The following is a 16,162-nucleotide window of genomic DNA, read 5'->3' as shown; positions in this document are numbered from 1 at the left end:
AGCAGGGCGGCCGCCTACCAATTGACTACGGTGAAGTTGACCATCACGCCCTTGTCCTTTTTCTCGAACTGGCGCGGGTCGGCCCAGACCTTGATCGAGACCTTGCCCTTGGTGTCGAGCTTTGGGTCCAGCACAAATTCTGTGATCGGAATGGTCAGCGACGGCACGCCCGAGCCCGGCGGCTTGGGCGCCCATTTGCCGTCCACCTTGGGGACGGGCGTTGTGCCGTCCACCTTCTTGTTCTTCTTGGCGAGCTCTTTCTTGAGCTGATCGGCAAAGAACTTGACGATCGTCTTGTCGACGGACTGGACCTCTTTCTGACATTTCTTGACAAATGCCTTTTCGAGCTTTCCCTTTTTATCCAGTGGTTTGACCGCTTTTCCGATCTTGCGCCCGACTTTCTTGCAGGCGCCCTCCATCTTCTTTTTGGCGGCATTCGGTATCAGATCCGGCATGATTTTCGTCCCAGAAAGGTTTCAAACAATGCGCGGATGATATCACAGGGTGGGCGTGCCCGATATGTAGGTATTCCACCAGTTGGGGGCATGCGTGCCGGCGTCCATCGGTGGAGGGACGGTTCAGAAGTCGAACAGGTCGTCGAGGAACCCGCCGCGTTTTTTCTTCTTGCGATAGCCGCGATCTGAACGGTCGTCGTAGCCCTGTTGCGGGGGCGGAGGAGGTGTCGTGTAGGCGGCCGAGCGCTCGATGATCTTGTCCAGCTCGCCGCGATCCAGCCAGACACCCCGGCATTGCGGGCAATAGTCGATCTCGACCCCGCTGCGCTCGGTGATCACAAGGTTGTTTCCGTCAATCGGGCATTTCATTCGGCACCTCCGTTTTGCTGCCCTACACAGATGGGGATGCGCAGGTCTTTTTTCATCGGTTCGGAGCGGGATTTCGGTTTGGGGTCAGCAGGATGGGCGGATTTCATCCTAAGGCTGGTTTGCGGCCCCGTCACGGTCGCGGATCGACAGCTGGTCGCGGATGTAAAGGGCGGCTTGTTCCGGGCTTGGGGGGCGGTTTTCGGCCAGAAGGCCGATCTGCCAGGCCAGCCGCAGGGTATCGAGGTTGTCCCTGACCTGCTGCGCCCGCTTGGCATAGGCGGCATGGCAGGCCTGGTGCGCCTCATGAACGCCGGGCAGGGACAGCAGCTCGGCCAGCGTGGCGCGGGTGGCGTCGAGCATGGGCAGCAGGCGGGTGTCCTGCACCGTGTTCCAGTTGCGCTCGACCCAGTAATCCAGCCCGATCTGCCTGTCCATGTGGTTGGGCAGGCCGCGCTGGCGTTTGACCAGGAATTCCTCGACCGAGCGCAGGGAGTAGTGGTTGAGGCCGATCCGGTCCTGCCCGCGCGGGGTGCCGTAGAGGCTGATACGCGCGGATTGGCGGGCGAAGATCGGGGGCAGGGGGGTGCCATCGGCAGCCAGCCAGCGCGGCAGGCCGGGGCCAGAATGGCGCTTGGGCCGGTGCACGCCGAGCTTGTCGAAGCAGGCCGGACGGATCAGCGATTTGAACAGGTGCGCCATCGGGAAATGCAGGTCGGGCGGCGCGGCGGCGACGAAGCGTTCCGGCGTGAGCCCTTCCTCACGCGCCTGTGCTCCGCCCGCGCCGTAGAAGCGCCAGGGGATGGTGAGGGCGTCGAAGGGGCCGGACTGGGCCTCGAACGCGGCCAGCAGGTGCTGGATCGTGGGCAGGTCGGGGGGCAACCAGAGGAACTCGTCACAGTCAAAGAACAGAGCCCAGTCGGTGGTTTCAAGAAGCGGGTGGGCGCGGGCCAGTTTCAGCGCCTGCCACTGCGCGGTTGCTTTGCCCCGGCGTTGAAACGGCACATGGGTGACAATCCCCGCGGCGGCGAGCGCGTTCAGCAGGGCCGGTGTGCCGTCGGTGCAGTCATGGGTCAGGATCAGGAAGTGATCGAAGCCCCGGGGAATGTGATGCGCCAGCCATTCCAGAATATAGGACCCGTCGTCCCGCATGCAGGTGATGGCGACGCAACGGGGAGGAGCCGGGGTGTCGTTCATGGGGGCAAGTGGTAGCAACCGCACCGAATTGGCGCAAGGCGCGGTTACCCTCGGGACGGGTTCAGCAAGGCTTGCAGCCCGGCCAGTTGGTAGCGCCAGAACAGGCCGATGCTGCGCTCGATGGCTGTTGCGTCCTGATGGTGCAGCAGGATGTCCGCGATGGTTTCGGTGGTGCGATGGAACAGGCAGTGCAGCAGGTGATGCATTTCAGGGGTGGCGGTCTGGCCGGTCTGGGCCAGATATTCGGTGGCCTGCCGCTGCATCTCAGCGATCATCAGTGCGCGGACATGGGCGTAGCGGGTGCCGTCGGCGCCGCGCAGCAGGATCAGGGTAACGCACCGGTGCTCGACCCAGAACGCCAGCAAGGCGCGGGCATGGGCCGAGCCCTGCGCATCGGCATTGTCCCATTGCTCGATCAGGGTGAACTCGCGCAGCCGGGCGCGGAGCAGCCGCAGCAGGCGGGCGGCGAGTTGCGGGGTAACGACGGCTTCAAACAGGGTCTGCTTGTTGTCGAAATACTTGTAGAGGTTGCTGGTTGCGGTCCCGGCCTGTTTGGCGATCTGGGCCAGACCGGCGGTGGTGTAGCCTTGCTCGGCGAAGATTTCGGCGGCGGCGGTCAGGATGCGGTCGCGGACCTCGGGTTTCAGTCGCTGGACCATCAGAGGCTCTGCGCGAGTGCGGTCAGGCGGGGTTGCCATGGGGCCGCCTGTTCAAGCTGGAAGGCCAGCGCGAAGAGATGGGCATCCTGTCCCTGAGCGGCGGCGAAGTGGCATCCGATGGGCAGCCCGTCTGCGGTCTGGCCCAGCGGCACCGACATGGCCGGCCAACCCGCGAGGGAGGCGGGGAATGTGTAGCTGGCGATGCGTTCCACAAAGGCATTGAGCCTATCCGGGTCCTTGGAGGGATCGTATTGCCCGAGCGGGAAGGCAGCGAAGGGTATGGTGGGGCACAGCATGACGTCACAGGTTTCAGCGCTTGCCGATACGCTTGCCAGAGCGTTTGCCATGGCCGCGCCGGTTGCGTGTATCTTGTCCGGTGTCAGCATGCGCGCCCGTTGAACAAGGGTGCGCGTGTAGGGTTCGAAACCGCCTTCGTCGAACTCTGGGCCCATCATCTGCGCGAACTGGTCGAAAAAGCCTGCCAGAACGGCCCCGTTGAGGGCAAAGAAGGCCTGTGCCGTGGCGTCCACGTCGAAGACGGGCGGGGCGATGTTAAACACCTCGTGGCCCAAATCCTCGCACAGATGCGCAGCAGCCTGCGTGGCTGTGACGATTTCGGGGTCGGGGGACCGACCCCGGCTGTCCTCTAGATAAAGCCCGATCCGAAGGCGGTCGGGCGGGTTCGGCGTGGCGATTTCCGTTGGGGACAGGGGGACTGCCATATCCGGGCGTTCGGCGGCCATCAGCCAGTTGGCGCTGTCCCTGACCGACCGGCTGAGGCAATGTTCACTGAGCAATCCTGCGGTTGGCAGGTCGGCGGGCATCCCATTGGAGACGGTCCTGTCGCGGCTGGGTTTGAAACCAAAAAGGCCGCACAGCGACGCCGGGCCGCGGATCGACCCGCCGCCGTCGGACGCGTGGGCAACCGGCACCAGGCCCGCCGCCACTGCCGCCGCCGCCCCGCCGGATGAGCCGCCGGGTGAGCGTGTCAGGTCCCACGGGTTTCGCGTCACGCCTTTCACAGTGGATTCGGTTGTCCCCAGCAAGCCGAACTCGGATGTCGTGCTTTTGCCGAGCACGATCAGGCCGCTTGCATCCAGCGCCTCGGTATATGGCGATCCGCCCTGCGCCGGGACGCCGTCGAACAGGCATGTGCCAAATCCGGCAGCGTGGCCGGGATAGGGCATCAGGTCCTTTATGAGGGTGGGAACGCCCGCAAAAACCCCGCCGGGAAGTTGCCCGCGCGCACGCGCTCGGGCCTGTTCAAAATTTGTTGATGCGGTCGCGTTGATCTTGGGGTTGATCCGCTCAAAACGGGCGATGGTTTGGTCGACAAGTTCAAGTGCCGAGATCTCGCCAGTGCGAATCAGCTGGGCCTGGGCGGTTGCGTCCATGCAGGTCAGGTCGTCTTGTGTGCAAGTGTCTGGGGGTATTGCGGTTTCCGACATGGTTGGACCCTCCGATGTCTTAAAAGAGAATGTATCATTCTTTTTTAAGTGCAGCAATATCCCTGATGTGAATGGCCCTTAATCAAGCAGCTTTCGGATCGGACGGCCGGGAGGTCTCAGTTTGAATTGACACTCTGGCAACAGTCCAAAGTTTCCGTAGGGGCATGTCTACCCATTCCCGTCCTTGGTTGGTAAAGGAGCCCAAATTGTGCGTAGAGAGTGGTCGTTGTAGTAGGTGGATGGGCACATGAGGGTCGATTGTAGCGACACCTTCGTCATTTCCTGGTCCCAAACCGAGCTTGACGGGCTTGAGGCAGCGCCTCTTGCTTCGCTTGGTGTTGGTGCGGCCTGGTCATGGCGTGGACGGGTCATCCGGTTGGGGGACCGGACTGACGTTTCCGAGTGGGAACTGGCGGGCGACCGGTATGCGCGGGCGATCCGTCACGGGCATGGAACCCGGCTGGAGCGTGCTGCTGTCGGTAGCGTGATGGATGCGGCAGGCCGCGCGGGGCAATCGGATCAGAGCTTTGTCGTGACCAATGGCGCCCGCAGCTACACTGTGTCCGTGGTTCACTCCGGTGACGGGGAATCACCGCTTCTGGTGTTTTACGGGGAGATGCCGCCGAAGGACTCGGATCTTTGGGTCAGCGAATGCGCGGTGAGCCTGCCTGATGTCGAATGGCACATGCAGGCCGGCCAGGCCGTCGTTCTGTTCGCGCCGGGCGTGCGTGCATCGGCCTCGGTCAGCGGCAAGTCCGATCGGCAAGCCCCGCAAGTGGCCCTTGCCGAGCCCCGTGTTGCAAATGGCGGAGCTGGCCGGTTTACGGCCTGACCCGCTCTTGAAAATACCGCGCATTGCGATGTTGACTCTGACCGCCGCGCCTATATAAGCGCGGCTTCATTGGTGTTGGTGGCCCCCGCAAGGGGATGCCTGTCATGGGGAAACCCAAGAGGACAACGCCCTTCATTGTTGCGGTGCGGCCGGATTGGATTTCGCATCGGGCTGTGCGCAGACGCGATTGCAGCCCGAAAAGTGGGAACCGGTTTTTGGATCAAGCTGCAATGCCACTAAAGAAGGAGATCAGCCGTGACCAAGCGCACGTCTGCCAAGTACAAAATCGACCGCCGGATGGGCGAAAACATCTGGGGTCGTCCGAAATCCCCGGTCAACCGTCGCGAATACGGCCCCGGCCAGCACGGCCAGCGCCGCAAGGGCAAGCTGTCGGACTTCGGTCTGCAGCTGCGCGCCAAGCAGAAGCTGAAAGGCTACTACGGCGACCTGACCGAGAAGCAGTTCCGCCGCATCTATGCCGAAGCCGAGCGTGTGAAAGGCGACACCGGTGAAAACCTGATCGGCCTGCTGGAACGCCGTCTGGACGCCGTCGTTTACCGCGCCAAGTTCGTGTCGACCGTGTTCGCCGCCCGTCAGTTCGTGAACCACGGCCATGTCAAGGTGAACGGCAAGCGCGTGAACATCCCCTCGTACCGCGTCAAGGAAGGCGACGTGATCGAGGTGCGTGACAAGTCCAAGCAGCTTGCCGTGGTTCTGGAAGCCGTTTCGCTGGCCGAGCGCGATGTGCCGGATTACCTGGATGCCGATCATTCGAAGATGACCGCCACGTTCGTGCGCACCCCCGGTCTGGGCGATGTGCCGTACCCGGTGATGATGGAACCGAACCTGGTTGTGGAATTCTACGCGAAGAACTGATCTTCGCCATCCCGCCGAATTTCGAAAGGCCGCGCAGTCCGCGCGGCCTTTTCTTTTGGGCCAAGCCTGTCCGTTTGTTACAATTCTCTAGACCCGGGCCCGGAACGGAAGGCTCGGGTCACGTTCATTGCGCGGGAAAGGCGAAAACAGGCAGCCGGTTGCGACTGCCCACTTCACTGTTATTCCGTAGCCGGCGTGCAGACTGTTTCACCGGCATCGGTGCTGGCGACAAGATAGCCGTCCGGGCAGCTTGCATTGCCAACCTTGTCATAGGTCGGTTGTACGTAGACGGGGTCGGGCTCGGGCTGTGCGCAGGCTGTGAGGGCAAGTGCAAATGCGCCGAGAACGGCAAGCTTGAGTTTCATGTCCATCAATCCTTTTTAGTCACCTTATATTCCCCGAAAAAATCGGGGTGTCTCATTAGGATACGTGCTGAATTCCCTTGCGGCAACTTCATCGGCGCTGCGCGGGCCAGGTGGCGATTCACCGCCTAACTGGCCAGAACGATTGAGCTTTGTCGGATCGGGTCTAGGATCGGGGTCGCCGGATCGGAGCAATACGGCGTTCTTGAGACAGGCGGGCCTGGGTCGCGCGCTTCGCAACCGGTAGGTGTATGAAATTGCGACGTTAATCGGGTCCTCGTGGGCATTCGCCGCCGTGCGAGCCATGGCCGCCGCCTGGGTTTCGCTAAAGCGGCAGCGGGCGCCCTTCGGCAATTGCCTCCATCGCGAAATACGAAGTGACGCTGTCCAGCTCGACCTTCTCGATCAGGCGCTGATAGACCTTGTCATACGAGGCCATATCCTGCGTCACCACCTTGAGCTGATAGTCGTAATCGCCGCCGATTCGGTGGAAATCGACCACTTCGGGGATGGTCAGCACGTGCCTGCGAAACGCTTGCAGCCACTCGGCCGAATGGTGCCTCGTGCGCAACATCACGAACACGACCAGGGTCAGCCCCAGCTTTTCCCGCGCGATGCGGGCGGTCGATCCTTGCAGCACACCCGCCTCGTTCAGTGCCTTCAACCGCCGCCAGCAGGCGTTTTGCGACAGTCCCACCCGCTCGGCGAGGTCTCGCTGCGACAGGGTTGCCTCTTTTTGCAGTTCCTGCAGCAGGTTCAGGTCAATTTGATCGATGTTTCTCTCCATGTTGGATCAAATGACACAAAATTACGTGAAAAGGAATAAAGAAAGGGGAAGAATTCGCAGCCTTTCACGATCACATTGGGTGTACCAGATGGAGCCCGAGACATGACCCTTTCCACTTTCCGTGCAGCGATCGAAGCTGCCACTCACACCAACACGCTGCGGGATGGATTGATCGGTGAGAACATTCTCATCCCCGGTCTGCACGGGGACGTGCCGCTTGTGTATGCGGATTACGTCGCTTCGGGCCGCGCGTTGCGGCAGGTCGAGGACTATGTGGCCCAACATGTGCTGCCGTTTTACGCCAACAGCCATACCGAAGCCTCCTTTTGCGGGTCCTACATCACCCGGCTGCGCCGTGAGGCGCGGGCGGAGATCGCCCGGATGGTCGGCGCCACGGAAGACGATGCGGTGATCTTTACCGGATCGGGCGCCACCGCCGGGCTGAACCGGCTGGTCAGCCTGTTTGGGGTCGCAGAGGCTGACCGGCCGGTGGTCCTGATCGGGCCGTATGAGCATCATTCCAACATCCTGCCGTGGCGCGAGAGCAAAGCAGAGGTGATCGAGATCCCCGAGGCGCCCGAGGGTGGCCCGGAGATGCGGGCGCTGGAGGCGGCGCTGATCGCCAACCGGGACTCGGACCTGCTGATCGGGTCGTTCTCGGCGGCCTCGAACGTGACCGGTATCGTTACCGATCCCGATCCGGTGACCCGGCTGCTGAAACGCCATGGGGCGCTGGCGGTCTGGGACTATGCGGGTGGCGGGCCTTATTTGCCGATGGGGATGGGCGCAGGCGACGCGCGCAAGGATGCCATCGTAGTCTCGCCGCACAAGTTCCCCGGCGGGCCGGGCGCGTCCGGCGTGCTGGTCGTCAACAAGACGCCCGTGCATCGCGATTGCCCAAGCTGGCCGGGCGGCGGCACCGTGTCATTCGTCTCGCCCTGGGGGCATGATTACAGCGAGGATCTGGCCGCACGCGAAGAGGCGGGCACGCCCAACGTGATCGGTGACATCCGTGCGGCACTTGCTTTCATTGTCAAGGATGTGGTCGGCGCAGAGGAGATCGCAAAGCGTGAGGCGCTCTATAACCGTATGGCGCTGGAGGGGTGGGGTGACAACCCGCACCTGACGCTGCTGGGCGCAGACAAGGCGCATCGGTTGCCGATCTTTTCCTTCCTGGTGCGCGATGCCGCCGGTCAGCCGGTGCATCAGCAGCTTTTCACCCGGATGCTGAGCGACATCTACGGCATTCAGGCGCGCGGCGGCTGTGCCTGTGCAGGGCCCTACGCGCACCGGTTGCTGGGGATCGACCGCGCGGCGTCCGAGGCGCTGCATGCGGACCTGGCTGCGGGCAAGGAGTTGCTGAAACCGGGTTGGGTGCGGCTCAACTTCTCGTATCTGATGAGCGAGGAGACGGTGCGCTTCATCATCGACAGCGTCAATGACCTGTCGCGGCGGACGGCTGAGTTCGCGCCGTTCTACGACGCCGACCCGGCCACCGCCCGGTTCAAGGCGGCCTGAAGGTATTGCCGCTTTTCTCTGCGGGATGAGACCGGTATGAGGGGCGTGTCTTAGGGAGCCCCGACATGAACAAGATCACTCCGCAACCCGGCATCATGGATATCGCGCTCTATCAGGGCGGCAAGTCCCATGTCGAGGGCGTGGCCGATGTCATCAAGCTCAGCTCGAACGAGAACCCGTTCGGCCCCAGCCCGAAGGCGATCGAGGCGGTGCGGGACAGTGCGGCGCAGTTGCATCGCTATCCCAGCACCGATCATGCCGAGCTGCGGGCGGCGATTGGCGAGGTGCACGGGCTGGACCCTCAGCGGATCATCTGTGGCGTAGGCTCGGACGAGGTGCTGCAATTCGTGGTGCAGGCCTATGCCGGTGTCGGCGATGAGGTCATTCATACCGAGCACGGGTTTTCCATGTACCCCATTCTGGCGCGGATGGCGGGCGCGGTGCCGGTCGAAGTGCCGGAGCGGGAGCGGATGGTCGATGTGGATGCGATCCTTGCGGCCTGTACCGGCAAGACCCGGGTGGTGTTTCTGACCAATCCGGGCAATCCGACCTCGACCATGATCGCGGAGGCTGAGGTCGCGCGGCTGGCCGATGCCTTGCCGCCGCAGGTGATCCTTGTGCTGGACGGGGCCTATACCGAGTTCGTCGATGGGTTCGATGGCGGCGTGTCGGTTGTCGATGGGCGCAGCAATGTCATCATGACGCGGACCTTTTCCAAGATCTACGGGTTGGGCGGTATGCGGGTCGGCTGGGGCTATGCACCGCAGGCGATCATTGACGTGCTGAACCGTATCCGGCAGCCCTTTAACCTGTCGGCGACCGCGCTGGCCGCTGCCGAGGCCGCTGTGCGGGACCGGGACTATGTGGATTTCTGCCAGGCCGAGAACGCCAGGTTGCGGGTCTGGCTGGCCGATGCGCTGGCGGAGCTGGGGGTGCCGTCGGATGCGTCGAGCACCAATTTCATCCTCGTGCGCTTTGCCGACCGGGCCGAGGCCGAGGCCTGTGACGGCTATCTGCAATCTCAGGGTTTGATCGTGCGGCGTGTGGCGGGTTACAACCTGCCAAATGCGCTGCGGATCACCGTCGGCGATGAACAGGCCTGTGCCCGTGTGGTTGCAGCCGTCAAGGCGTTCAAGGGAGGCGCTGCATGAGCCAGGTTTACGACCGTGTGGCGCTGATCGGCCTCGGTCTTATCGCGTCCTCGATGTTTTGGGCGATCAAGCGCGCCGGGCTGGCGGGCGAGGTGACCGGCTATGCGCGTTCGGAAGCGACCCGCGAGACCGCCCGCCGCATCGGACTATGCGACCGGGTTTGCGACAGCGCCCGTGAGGCGGCGGACGGCGCCGATCTGGTGGTGCTCTGCGTGCCGGTGGGCGCGATGGGGGCGGTGGCCGCCGATATCGCACCGGTGCTGAAGCCGGGGGCGACGGTCACGGATGTTGGCTCGGTCAAGCGGCACGTGATCACCGCGGTGCAGCCGCATATCCCCCAAGGCGTGCATTTCGTGCCTGCCCACCCGCTGGCCGGGACCGAGCATTCCGGACCCGAGGCGGGGTTTGCCGAGCTTTACGACAACCGCTGGTGCCTGCTGGTGCCGGTCGAGGGCTCGGACCCGCAGGCAGTGGCCAGGCTGCGTGCGCTGTGGGAAGGCATGGGTGCGCATGTCGATGAAATGGACGCCGATCACCACGATCTAGTGCTGGCGGTGACAAGCCATGCGCCCCACCTGATCGCCTATACGATGGTGGGCGTGGCCGACGATCTGCGCCGGGTGACCGACAGCGAAGTGATCAAGTATTCCGCCGCCGGTTTTCGGGACTTCACCCGGATTGCAGCCTCCGACCCGACCATGTGGCGCGATGTGTTTCTGACCAACAAGGACGCGACATTGGAAATCCTTGGCCGGTTCACCGAAGAGCTGTTTGCGTTGCAGCGGGCAATCCGGACCGGGGATGGCGAGCATCTGTTCGATTACTTCACCCGCACCCGCGCCATCCGGCGGGGGATCATCGAGGCGGGGCAGGATACGGACGCACCGGATTTCGGGCGCGGGCAGGTCAAGGCATGATGGGTCGGGCGACAGTTGCGCTGATCGGGACGCTTGTGTTTTGCGGCGATGCGGTGCTGGCCAATCTTGCGGAAAGCTCACTGCGCCCGCGTCTGCGCGTAGCACCCGAGGCCGCCGTGAATGAGGTTGTCACCCGCGCTGCGATCAACGTGACCCCGCAGATCGGGCGGATCAGCCCGCTGCGCCCGCAACTGCGGCCCGTGTCGAAACAGATCCTGATGGCCGCCGCGCGGCCTGTCGACCTGCCGTCTCTTGGCCCCGATGTGTCGCTGCGCCCGCTGCTTCGGCCCGAGACGCTGGAGCAGGAGGTGCTGTTCAGAAAGCGGCGCCTGCGCAAGGGCTCGGTCTGCGGTGTCATAGAGATACAGGGCAAGAAGGTGGGCGATGTGCCGGGCCGGATACGCGGTTGCGGGGTTGAGGATGCGGTGCAGGTCACCTCGGTCTCGGGCGTGCGGCTCAGCCAGGCTTCGGTGATGGGCTGCGACACCGCCAAGGCGTTGAACCGCTGGGTGGACCGCACCGTCAAACCGACCTTCCGCCGTCGTGGTCCCGTTGTCGAGCTGAAGGTGGCCGCGCATTATACCTGCCGCACGCGCAACAACCGCAAAGGGGCCAAGATATCGGAACACGGCAAGGGCCGGGCGATCGATATTTCGGCGTTCAAGATGAATGACGGGGAGTGGATCACCGTGCTGAACGGCTGGCGCGGCAAGTCGACCCAGGCATTGCTGAAAAAGGTCTGGCGTGGCGCCTGCGGTCCGTTCGGAACTGTGCTAGGACCCAATGCGGACCGCTATCATCAGGATCACTTCCACATGGATACGGCGCGATACCGCAGAGGTCCCTATTGCAAGTGACGACTTTGAACAGTGGCAGATAATTCTGAACAGAAGCGCCACTCTATCCTTTTTGTGTCGCGCAATTCGGTCCGAAAACCGGTTCCTACTTTTCGGATTGCGCTTTAACGCAGGATCAGGCGCGGCGCCGGGCCAAGCGGGATCGGACCCAGGGCCACGAACCCGTCGCGGAAATTCAGCTGCACGTCCAGCGCGTTAGGATTGCCGCCCAGCCCGGCCAGCAGGTTCAGCACCTTTGTGGCCGGATCGACCGCCTGATCGGGCAGGGCGCCCGCCGCATGGGCCATCGCCAGCATCTCGCGCCAGTTCTCGGCCTTGAGCGCGACCTCACCGGTTGGAATACCTTGCGTGTCCACATCCAGCTTGCCGGTGGCGAACAGGCGCAGCTCCCCCCATTTCATCTCGGCCAGTGCCAGATCGACCCGAACCGGCTGCGGGCGCTGCTCCTCGAGCGCGCTGCGGTCCCAGCGCTTGTCGAAGCGCACGGTCATGTCCGCCTTGAGCGTCTGGAAGTTGCGGGGCAGGGCGGTGGATGAGCGCATGAGCCGCCGCAGATCCTCGCCCGGGGAGAAACCGGCGGCTTCGAGGTCGATGCGGTAGGTCTCGGGCGTCTCTGTCTGCTCCATCAGCAGGGTCAGATCACCTGCGCTGGCCAGCGCCTCGCCCTCGCGGCTGATCGACCAGGGGCCCGAGGTCAGGGCCATGCGTTCCAGCGCGAGCGCGACGCCCGGTTGCAGATGCAGTTCGGCCTGCATGTCCCGGGCGCTGACGATGGCGGTCTGGTCGAGATAGGACAGCCGCTGGGGTGTCTCGGCAAAGCGCATGGTCTGGCGGCCCGGCCAGATGGCGGGGCTGTCCAGTTCCAGCCACTCGGCCTGCCACGCGGTGCCGCTGGCCGGATCGGCGAGCGCCGGGCTGGTCAGGCGGGTCTGGTGGCGCGCGGGATAGCCCGAGGTGGCGATCTCGGCATAATCGGCCTGCCAGCCCCGTGCCTCTTGGGCGGAAAACCACGCCACGATGGCCGAACGCAGCCCGTATCCCGCCACATACCAGTAGCCCGACCATGCCAGCGCGATGAAGATGAGGATGCGAACCAGCCTGCCCATGGGATTTGGCCCCTTTTTCCTGCCACTGAATTGATGTTTATAGACGCAAACAGGCAAGGACCAGCGCGATGACGATGTGGGTTTTCGGATATGGATCGCTTTTGTGGAACCCCGGCTTTCCGGTGGCGCGGCAAGAGCTGGCGACGCTGCACGGCTATGCACGGTCCTTCTGCATGAGCTCGATTCATCACAGGGGAACCGAGGACAAGCCCGGTCTGGTTCTGGCGCTGGATGAGGTGGACGAGGCCCATTGCAGGGGGCTGGCGCTGGCGGTCGAGGCCGGGCATGAGGACCGCACTCTGGCCGATCTGCGCGAGCGCGAACTGATCTCGTCGGCCTATCTGGAGCGGATGCTGGATGTCGAACTGCACAGCGGCGAGACGGTGAATGCCGTCACCTACGTGATCGACCCGCACCACGTGCAGTATTGCGGGGGCATACCGCTGGAGGAGCAGGCCCAGATCATCGCCCATGCGGTGGGCGGACGCGGCCCCAACACCGAGTATCTCTACAACACCACCGAGCATCTGGCCGAAATCGGGCTGCATGACCCGGATCTGGAATGGCTTTCCCAACGGGTGCGTGCGCTGGTGGCATAAACTCTTGGCCTAACCTGCGTTTCTTCGGTAGGTTCTCCTCAGAGCAGAGAAGTTCAGGAAATAAGCGCATGGCGCAGGCACACCGGGACGCGGGACCGCATTTCTCGCAACCGATCCGGCAAATCTTGATGATGCTGATCGCACTCGGACTATCCGGGTTGGGGGTCTTTGTGGCGCTGCCCTATGTGATGCCGGTGTTTCAGGCGAACCCCTATCTCAACGGGTTCATTCTGCTGGTCTTCATCATCGGCGTTCTGGCCTGTTTCTATCAGGTCACGCAGTTGATCGGATCGGCGCGCTGGATCGAGGCCTTTGTCGGCGGGGTCGAGCGTGAGGAGACCCGCCCGCCGCAACTGCTGGCGCCGCTGGCCTCGCTGCTGCGCTCGCGCGGGGCGCGGATGCAGATCAGTTCGACCTCGACCCGGTCCATTCTGGATTCGGTGGCCGAGCGGATCGAGGAAGAGCGCGAGATCACCCGATATATCACCAACGTGCTGATCTATCTGGGCCTGCTGGGGACGTTCTTTGGTCTGGCCACCACCGTTCCGGCCATCGTCGACACCATCCGCAGCCTCAACCCGCAGGAGGGTGAGGAAGGTCTGGCGGTGTTCAACCGACTGATGACCGGGCTGGAATCGCAGCTGCAGGGCATGGGCGTGGCCTTTGGCTCGTCGCTCTTGGGTCTTGCCGGGTCGCTGATCGTGGGGCTGCTGGAACTGTTTGCCGGGCATGGCCAGAACCGGTTTTACCGCGAGCTTGAGGAGTGGCTGTCGACCATCACCCGCGTCGGCTTTGCCTCGGGCGATGAGGGCGGCGCCGAGGTGGCGGTGTTGGCCCCGGTTCTGGATGCGATGTCGGAACAGATGGACGCGTTGCAGAACCTGTTTGCCGCCAATGAGCAGGGTCAGGCCGAGGTCTCTACGCGTCTTGGCAATCTGGTCGATGTCATTGGCGAGATGAACCAGCGTCAGACCGATACCGAGGGCGTGATCGGCGCGCTTGATCGGGTCGCGGTCAGTCAGGATGCGCTGCTGGAACACATGCGCAATCAGGGACCCGGCGAAGGCATGGATGCCGAAAGCCGGATGCGCCTGCGGTCGATGGATGTGCAGCTTTTGCGCATTCTCGAAGAGATTTCGGCGGGCCGTCAGGAGAGCATGGTCGAGCTGCGCAAGGATATCGAGCTGCTGGTCAAGGCGCTGTCGCAGCCGCGTGTGCGCGGGGCGGCCCGGGCCAAGTCCGCGCGGGACGGAGACTGAGCCATGGCCCTGTCCCGCCGCACCGGTCAGCGATTCCAGGGCTCGGTCTGGCCCGGTTTCGTGGATGCGATGACGGGGCTGTTGATGGTGCTGACCTTCGTTCTGACCATCTTCATGGTGGTTCAGTATGTGCTGCGCGAGACGATCTCGGGGCAGGAGGACGAGTTGAGTGCGCTCTCGGCCGAGGTGTCGGCGCTGGCGGATGCGCTGGGGCTGGAAGAGCGCGAGAACAGCCGGCTGCAGGCCCGGTTGGGGGCGCTGAGCACCACCCTGAACCAGGCAGAGGACGATCTGGCGCAGGCACAGGCGCTGATCACCTCGCTGACGTCGGAGCGCGACCGGCAGACCGCCGCGCTTGATGAGGCACAGACCCGGATCACCGGGTTCGAGGCGCAGGTTGCGGCGTTGCTGGCGGACCGGGACCGGGCGCTGGGCGATATCCGCGAACTGGAGGCCGAGCGCGAGGAGTTGCAGGCGGCGCGCGAACAGCTTCTGTCGGAGCAGGAGGCGCTGAACCTGGCGCTGGCCCGCAGCCGAGAAGAGATCGACGCCCAGACCGAGGCCGCCCGCCTGGCCGCCGCCCGCCGCGAGGCGCTTGAGGCGCTGGTGGCCGATCTGGAGCGCACCGGCGCGGCCAGCACGGCCCGGATCGAGGCGCTGGAACAGCAACTGACCGAGGAAGAGGCCGCGAAGCTGGCCGAAGCCGCCGCCGCCGAGGCGCTGCGTGAGCGGTTGCAGAATGCCGATGCCGAGCTGACCGCGATGACATTGGCGCTTGAGGCGCAGCGGCAGGAGGCCGAGGATACGCTGACCCTGCTCGCCGCTGCCGAGGCCGCCAAGGCGGCGCTGGAGCGCGAGTTCGGCGACGCGCTGACCCAGGAGGAATTGCAGGCCCGTCTGGATGCGGCGCTGAGCGCGCAGGCCGAGGCGGAAAGCGGCGCCGCGGCGCAGCGGTCGCTGGCCGAGGAGCGGGCCGAACTGCTGGCGCTGGCGCGTGAGACGCTGGCGGCGGAAAAGGAGATCTCGGCCGAAGCACAGCGGCAGACGGCGCTGCTCAACCAGCAGGTCGCGGCATTGCGCGGGCAGCTTGGCAGCCTGCAGGCTTTGCTGGACGACTACAAGGATCGCAATGCGGCCGCCGAGGTGCAGCTGCAGACGCTGGGGCAGGATCTGAACGCGGCACTCGCCCGCGCGGCCTCGGAAGAGCGCAGGCGGCGCATTCTGGAAGAGGCCGAGCGCAAGCGGCTGGAGGCCGAGGCGCAGGCGCTTGCGCAGGAAACCGAGGAACTGACGGCGCAGGCCGAGGATCTGGAACGCTACCGCTCGGAGTTCTTTGGCCGTCTGCGTGACGTGCTGGGCCAGCAGGAGGGGGTGCGGATCGAGGGTGACCGGTTCGTGTTCTCATCCGAGGTGCTGTTTGATCCGGGCTCGGCGGTGTTGTCATCCGAGGGCGAGCTTGAGGTCGCCAAGGTTGCCCGCATTCTGGGCAGCGTGGCGCAGGACATCCCGCCTGAGCTCAACTGGATAATCAGGGTGGATGGGCATACCGACAACGTGCCTCTGTTCGGCACAGGCCGCTATCGGGACAATTGGGAACTGAGCCAGGGCCGCGCCCTGTCGGTCGTGCGCTACATGGTGGACTTCCTCGGTATTCCGCCCAACCGTCTGGCTGCCAACGGGTTCGGAGAGTTCCAGCCGGTGAACGACGCGAATACGCCCGAGGCGCGGGCGCAGAACCGGCGGATCGAATTGAAGCTGACCGAGAAGTAGCCC

At 64.0% G+C, this 16,162-nt stretch carries 17 protein-coding genes; 9 read left to right on the top strand and 8 right to left on the bottom strand.

Translation table 11 applies throughout. From position 1 onward, the window contains the following. Window positions 1–14: 14 nt before the first annotated feature. The 5 genes from AB3N21_RS12195 to AB3N21_RS12175 form a co-directional block, all read right to left on the bottom strand. Window positions 15–455 (bottom strand): hypothetical protein, encoded by a 441-nt coding sequence (locus AB3N21_RS12195; protein ID WP_171176073.1) that lies wholly within the window; start codon window positions 453–455, stop codon window positions 15–17. Window positions 456–578: 123 nt separating this feature from the next. After that, window positions 579–824, bottom strand: coding sequence for a zf-TFIIB domain-containing protein (locus tag AB3N21_RS12190; protein WP_171176074.1), 246 nt, complete (start codon window positions 822–824; stop codon window positions 579–581). A gap of 108 nt (window positions 825–932) precedes the next feature. After that, window positions 933–2,018 (bottom strand): glycosyltransferase family 2 protein, encoded by a 1,086-nt coding sequence (locus AB3N21_RS12185; protein WP_367935473.1) that lies wholly within the window; start codon window positions 2,016–2,018, stop codon window positions 933–935. 44 nt (window positions 2,019–2,062) lie between these two features. Next, entirely contained in the window at window positions 2,063–2,677 is a 615-nt protein-coding gene (locus AB3N21_RS12180) for a TetR/AcrR family transcriptional regulator (protein WP_367935472.1), read from the bottom strand. Continuing rightward, a complete protein-coding gene (locus tag AB3N21_RS12175; protein ID WP_367935471.1) occupies window positions 2,677–4,071 on the bottom strand; it encodes an amidase family protein in 1,395 nt (464 codons plus the stop codon). Before AB3N21_RS12175 ends, AB3N21_RS12180 begins: the two co-directional genes overlap by 1 nt. A gap of 301 nt (window positions 4,072–4,372) precedes the next feature. On the opposite strand from AB3N21_RS12175, the gene AB3N21_RS12170 reads away from it, so the two are divergent. After that, entirely contained in the window at window positions 4,373–4,957 is a 585-nt protein-coding gene (locus AB3N21_RS12170) for a hypothetical protein (protein ID WP_367935470.1), read from the top strand. Between the two features lie 255 nt (window positions 4,958–5,212). Next, the gene (gene rpsD, locus AB3N21_RS12165; protein WP_171176081.1) at window positions 5,213–5,833 is read left to right on the top strand and encodes a 30S ribosomal protein S4; all 621 of its coding nucleotides are present in this window, start codon (window positions 5,213–5,215) and stop codon (window positions 5,831–5,833) included. A 179-nt stretch (window positions 5,834–6,012) separates the two neighbouring features. On the opposite strand, the gene AB3N21_RS12160 is transcribed toward rpsD, so the two are convergent. Both AB3N21_RS12160 and AB3N21_RS12155 read right to left on the bottom strand, forming a co-directional pair. After that, window positions 6,013–6,198: a hypothetical protein gene (locus tag AB3N21_RS12160; RefSeq protein ID WP_254446529.1), complete on the bottom strand. Its 186-nt coding sequence runs from the start codon at window positions 6,196–6,198 to the stop codon at window positions 6,013–6,015. 322 nt (window positions 6,199–6,520) lie between these two features. Further along, entirely contained in the window at window positions 6,521–6,982 is a 462-nt protein-coding gene (locus tag AB3N21_RS12155) for an Lrp/AsnC family transcriptional regulator (protein ID WP_367935469.1), read from the bottom strand. Window positions 6,983–7,084: 102 nt separating this feature from the next. Between AB3N21_RS12155 and AB3N21_RS12150 the strand changes: the two genes are divergently transcribed. The 4 genes from AB3N21_RS12150 (at window position 7,085) to AB3N21_RS12135 (ending at window position 11,425) form a co-directional block, all read left to right on the top strand. Continuing rightward, on the top strand, window positions 7,085–8,500 hold the full coding sequence (locus AB3N21_RS12150) for an aminotransferase class V-fold PLP-dependent enzyme (protein WP_367935468.1): 1,416 nt from the start codon (window positions 7,085–7,087) through the stop codon (window positions 8,498–8,500). A 65-nt stretch (window positions 8,501–8,565) separates the two neighbouring features. After that, a complete protein-coding gene (gene hisC / locus AB3N21_RS12145; RefSeq protein WP_367935467.1) occupies window positions 8,566–9,651 on the top strand; it encodes a histidinol-phosphate transaminase in 1,086 nt (361 codons plus the stop codon). Next, the gene (locus tag AB3N21_RS12140) at window positions 9,648–10,568 is read left to right on the top strand and encodes a prephenate/arogenate dehydrogenase family protein (RefSeq protein WP_367935466.1); all 921 of its coding nucleotides are present in this window, start codon (window positions 9,648–9,650) and stop codon (window positions 10,566–10,568) included. The genes hisC and AB3N21_RS12140 overlap by 4 nt, the downstream gene beginning before the upstream one ends. Continuing rightward, window positions 10,565–11,425 (top strand): extensin family protein, encoded by an 861-nt coding sequence (locus AB3N21_RS12135; protein ID WP_367935465.1) that lies wholly within the window; start codon window positions 10,565–10,567, stop codon window positions 11,423–11,425. The genes AB3N21_RS12140 and AB3N21_RS12135 overlap by 4 nt, the downstream gene beginning before the upstream one ends. Before the next feature lie 104 nt (window positions 11,426–11,529). Here the strand turns inward: AB3N21_RS12135 and AB3N21_RS12130 are convergent, their stop codons facing one another. Continuing rightward, window positions 11,530–12,531, bottom strand: coding sequence for a DUF2125 domain-containing protein (locus AB3N21_RS12130; protein ID WP_367935464.1), 1,002 nt, complete (start codon window positions 12,529–12,531; stop codon window positions 11,530–11,532). 68 nt (window positions 12,532–12,599) lie between these two features. Between AB3N21_RS12130 and AB3N21_RS12125 the strand changes: the two genes are divergently transcribed. From AB3N21_RS12125 to AB3N21_RS12115, 3 genes are all read left to right on the top strand, one after another. Then, the gene (locus AB3N21_RS12125; protein WP_367935463.1) at window positions 12,600–13,130 is read left to right on the top strand and encodes a gamma-glutamylcyclotransferase; all 531 of its coding nucleotides are present in this window, start codon (window positions 12,600–12,602) and stop codon (window positions 13,128–13,130) included. A gap of 68 nt (window positions 13,131–13,198) precedes the next feature. Continuing rightward, window positions 13,199–14,389: a biopolymer transporter ExbB gene (locus AB3N21_RS12120; RefSeq protein ID WP_367935462.1), complete on the top strand. Its 1,191-nt coding sequence runs from the start codon at window positions 13,199–13,201 to the stop codon at window positions 14,387–14,389. A gap of 3 nt (window positions 14,390–14,392) precedes the next feature. After that, window positions 14,393–16,159, top strand: coding sequence for a peptidoglycan -binding protein (locus tag AB3N21_RS12115; protein WP_367935461.1), 1,767 nt, complete (start codon window positions 14,393–14,395; stop codon window positions 16,157–16,159). Window positions 16,160–16,162: the final 3 nt, after the last annotated feature.

Origin of the sequence: Ruegeria sp., from assembly GCF_040830605.1 — a bacterium.
Taxonomy (GTDB): domain Bacteria; phylum Pseudomonadota; class Alphaproteobacteria; order Rhodobacterales; family Rhodobacteraceae; genus Ruegeria.
The sequence above is the reverse complement of the archived record's forward strand: the minus strand, read 5'-3'. Positions and strand labels throughout refer to the sequence as shown.